Source organism: Saccharothrix coeruleofusca, assembly GCF_014648515.1.
In the GTDB taxonomy this organism is placed as follows: domain Bacteria; phylum Actinomycetota; class Actinomycetes; order Mycobacteriales; family Pseudonocardiaceae; genus Actinosynnema; species Actinosynnema coeruleofuscum.
Genome location: NZ_BMRG01000008.1, coordinates 227,313 through 231,221, shown reverse-complemented (window position 1 = coordinate 231,221; position 3,909 = coordinate 227,313). Strand labels below are relative to the sequence as shown.

General features: G+C 71.6%; 3 protein-coding genes. All 3 read right to left on the bottom strand.

Annotated elements, in window-relative coordinates; translation table 11 throughout:
- Positions 1-875 (bottom strand): fibronectin type III domain-containing protein (locus IEZ00_RS36905; RefSeq protein ID WP_373293168.1); only part of this gene is annotated, 875 nt, incomplete at its 3' end.
- A 406-nt stretch (positions 876-1,281) separates the two neighbouring features.
- Entirely contained in the window at positions 1,282-2,037 is a 756-nt protein-coding gene (locus IEZ00_RS21300; RefSeq protein ID WP_373293167.1) for a phosphotransferase family protein, read from the bottom strand.
- Between the two features lie 80 nt (positions 2,038-2,117).
- On the bottom strand, positions 2,118-3,909 hold a 1,792-nt coding region (locus IEZ00_RS21295; RefSeq protein WP_189225052.1), incomplete at its 5' end, for an ABC transporter substrate-binding protein.

Genomic DNA, 3,909 nt, shown 5'->3' with positions numbered 1-3,909 from the left:
GTCGCGGGGTCGAGGCGGACGATCTCGAAGGTGTCGCGGCGGCCGTAGAGCACCTGCCCGTCGGGCAGGGTGGCCAGGCCCCACGGCAGGTCGGTCTCGGTGGCGACCGTGCTGACCGAGCACAGCGCCGTGGCGCAGGAGTCGCCGGTGGTGACCGCGACCGCCTCGCTGGGGGCCGAGCGGTTGGCCTGCGCGTCAAGCGCCCGCACCTGGTACTCGTAGCGGGTGTTCGCGGCCAGGCCGCTGTCGGTGAACGAGGTCGCGGCGGCGCCGCTGGTCGAGCCGACCTGGACGCCGTCGCGCAGGACCTCGTAGCCCGCGACGCCGATGTTGTCGGTGGCCTGCGCCCAGCGCAGGGCGACGGTGGTACCCGACGCGGTCGCCGTGACATCAGTAGGCGTGGCGGGCGGCTCGGTGTCGTCCTGGCACTGCGGCACGGTGATGGTCACCGTGGGGCTGGCTTGCGAGACGTTGCCCGCGGCGTCGCGGGCGTTGACGTACAGGCCCCAGGTGGCGCCCGGCACGACGGTGAGGTCGGCCGACAGCGCCGTGCCCGGCACCGAGGTCATGTGCTGGCCGTCGTGGTAGACGTCGTAGGAGGTCACCGCGACGTTGTCGGTCGACGCCGACCACGACAGCGTCACCCCGGTGCACGTCAGGTTGGAGGTGCGGGGGTCCGACGGCGCGGTCGGTGGCGTGGTGTCGGCGTCGCTGCCGTGCTCGACCATGACGCGGGAGGTGTTGGCGTCCACGGTGGCCGTGGACGCGGCAGGCGCCGGAAGCGCGGTGCCAAGACCCAAGAACAGCACCACCCAGACGGCTCGGCGCCGTAAGCGGGTGAAAGCGCTCTTCCTGGCCGCGAAGGGCTCTCGCATGGGGTTCCTCTCACGGGGGATGCGGTGCGAAATCGCCTGTTATCGCTAACAACAGCCATGCGGCATCGCGCCCCGTCGATGGCGTTCGACGTGCGCCGAAGTAGTCGAGCGGAGGCGCTCCTAGACGCGCAGGTCGGCGGCCGTCGCGGCGGCCGAGTGGCGTCTTGCCCGGAAGAATGGCGACCCGGACCGCTTCTGCGCACGTGAAGCCATGCTCCGCCTCCTTGCGAGCAGGGTGCCGGTGCGCGCCACCAGGTGCCGGGTCAGCACGACTGGGAGCGCTCCCAGGCACCGTAGCGCACGTATTCCGCCACCGACAAGACTTGCCGGGTGAGTACCCAACTCCCGTTAGCGCTAACAGCGGATGCCCACCGAAGTGCCGCGGGCCCGCCGCCCACCGTCCCGGCTAGGGCTCCCGCATCCGGGACCTGAGCACGTCGAACTCGCACCCCGGCGCGTCCGGGTCGAAACCGTGCTCGATCAGCCAGCGCGACGCCACCAGGCCGCGCAACGACCACCAGGCGCGGATCACGTCCCTGTCCGCGCCCGCGCCGTAGCCCGCGAGCAGGTCGTCCAGGCGTTCCTCGTGCCCGAGCGTCAGGACGGCGAGGTCGTACATGGCGTCGCCGGGAGCGGCCTCGGACCAGTCGATGACGCCGGTGACCTCGTCGCCGTCGACGAACACGTGGGTGATCTGCAGGTCGCCGTGGATGAACACCGGTTCCCACGGCCGGAGCGCGGCCTGCGCGATCTCGCGGTTGCGCCGGATCACCTCAGCGGGCAGAACGTCGTTGGCGAGCAGCCACGCGTACTCTCTGTCGAGCTCCGCCGCCACGTCCTCCAGCCGGGGCCCCGGCCACGGCGGCAACGGTGCCTCGTGCAGCCTGCGCGTGGCGGCACCCGCCGCGGCCCACGCCGTCCGCGACGCGGTCGACGGCTCGCCGAGTACGCCGAGCGCCTCACCGAGCACGGCGGCGATCGCGAGCACGGGCGGTTCGTGCCAGAGGATCGGCGGGGTCGGCACCGGCGCCATGGCCATCGCCCGCACCTCGACGTCGGCGTGCGCCGGGTCGCCGTCGACCTTCAGGAACACGTCACCGACGCGCAGCGCCGCCCGCCGGCTGTGGGCGACGACCACTTCGACCTCTTCCACGCCGGCCATCCTGGCGGTGGGTGGCCGCCGATGTCGCCGGATTCGCGGGCGGGGTCCGGGGACCTCAGCGCTTCGGCCGTCCGGATTCGTCAGCGATCCTCCGGGCAGTCGGAGGGCTGGACGAGACTTGCGATCAGCTCGGTCCTGAACGGCAGTTCCCCGCACAGCAGCAGCGGCGTCGAGCTCCTGTCCGCGTTGCCGCGCAGCACCAGGATGGCCTTGTCGACCGGAACGCGGGAGTTGGTGCCGAAGCCGATGACGCCCGTCGCGCCCTGGATGGCGTTCTCCGCGCGGATGTTGCTGATCTCCGCCAGGAGTCCGGGGCGCACCGGCGCTTCCGGATCGGTTCGCCGGACCTGCCGCACGCCTTCGGCGATGACCTGCACCGCGTCGTGGCCCGCGGCCGAGCGGCCATCGCGCATCGTCGCGCAGGTTCCACCGAACACGTCGAGGTAGTACTTGTAGAACGGGACCTTGGCGCAGTCGGTCCACGCGCTCGGGTTGGCGAAGGACATGTAGTCCAGTCGCACGTTGGGGAACTCGGCCATCCTGCCGTCGAGGACGAAGCGGCTGCCGGAGTCACCGGAGATGACCCGAGGCGTGCTGCTCTGGCACTTGCTGTTCATGCCGTGGAGGAAGTCCGGCAGGTACTGGGCGCGCCCGGCGTAGAAGACCGCGTGCCCCGGTTCGTCGGAGCAGGCGCTCTGCCCCAGGGTGAAAGGTGGCACCCCGTCCTCGGTGGTGACCCGGTACTTCTCGTACCGGGTGACCTCGATGCCGCGTTCGGCGAAAGCGGTGTTGGCGTCCTCGGCCAGGTTCTGGCTGTACCGGTCGGACGGGTCTCCCGAGTAGAAGATCGACACCTTGCCGATCCCGAGGTGGCGATCGGCGTAGAAGGCCGCGACGCGCGCTTCCCGGCGGTTGTTCGGTCCGACCTGGTAGTAGTACTCGTTGACCTCGGCCATGTCGTCGGCGGAGGTCAGTATCCCGACGACCGGCAGGGCGTTGCCCCCGAGCCGCCTGATCGCGGTCTTGGCGCTGTTGGTGCTGATCGTCAGACCGGTCACCGCCACCACGCTGGGATCGTCCGCCGCCAGGGCGGCGATCTTGTCGGCGGCGATGCCGCCGAACTCCAACCCCTGCCCGCCGGGGCCTTCGCCGCCGTTGGCCAGCAGCACCTTGATCGGGATGGAGCTGGTGTTCTGGGCGACCCACACGCCGCGCAGCTCCTCGACCAGCGCCTGGTAGCTGTTGGCGGTGCTGGGTGTCAGGATGCTGAGGAAGACGACGGTGACGACGTCGGGTTTCGCGGCCGCCTTCGCGTTGGTCGCCATGATCCTGCCGTAGACGTCGCCGAGGTCGGCGCGGATCTCGGCGGGCAGGCCGTCCGGGACGAAGTCGCGCAGGGGGTCGGCCGACACCCCGACGCAATCCGCGCCGACGCGCACCAGCGGCGACCGCATCGACGGCGACCACCACACGTCGCAGCGGGCGTGGTTGAGCAACGGGACACCTGCCAGGGACGCCGCGAACAGGGTGAGCACCAGCGGCGCGGTCACCGCCCGCCGCAGCCGCAGCGGCTCGACCTGGGAGAGCGCGCCCGCGACGCCGGGAGCGGGGACGCGGGGGTCCACGTCGAACCGCAGCACCCAGTTCCCCGAGCGCGCCAGCAGGGCCAGCCAGTCGCGGTAACCGGCGGGCGCGTCGGCCGGGTGCACCCCTCGGACGTCCTCCGGCCCGCTCCACTCTCCCGCCGTGACCACCAGGAGCGGGTCCAGTCGGCTCAGGTGGTCCACCCGCCACCACCGCCTGCCCGACACGGTCTCGGCCGCGGTGTTGCGAGCGCGACCGATCGCCTCGACCAGCTCCTCGCCCGCTGTC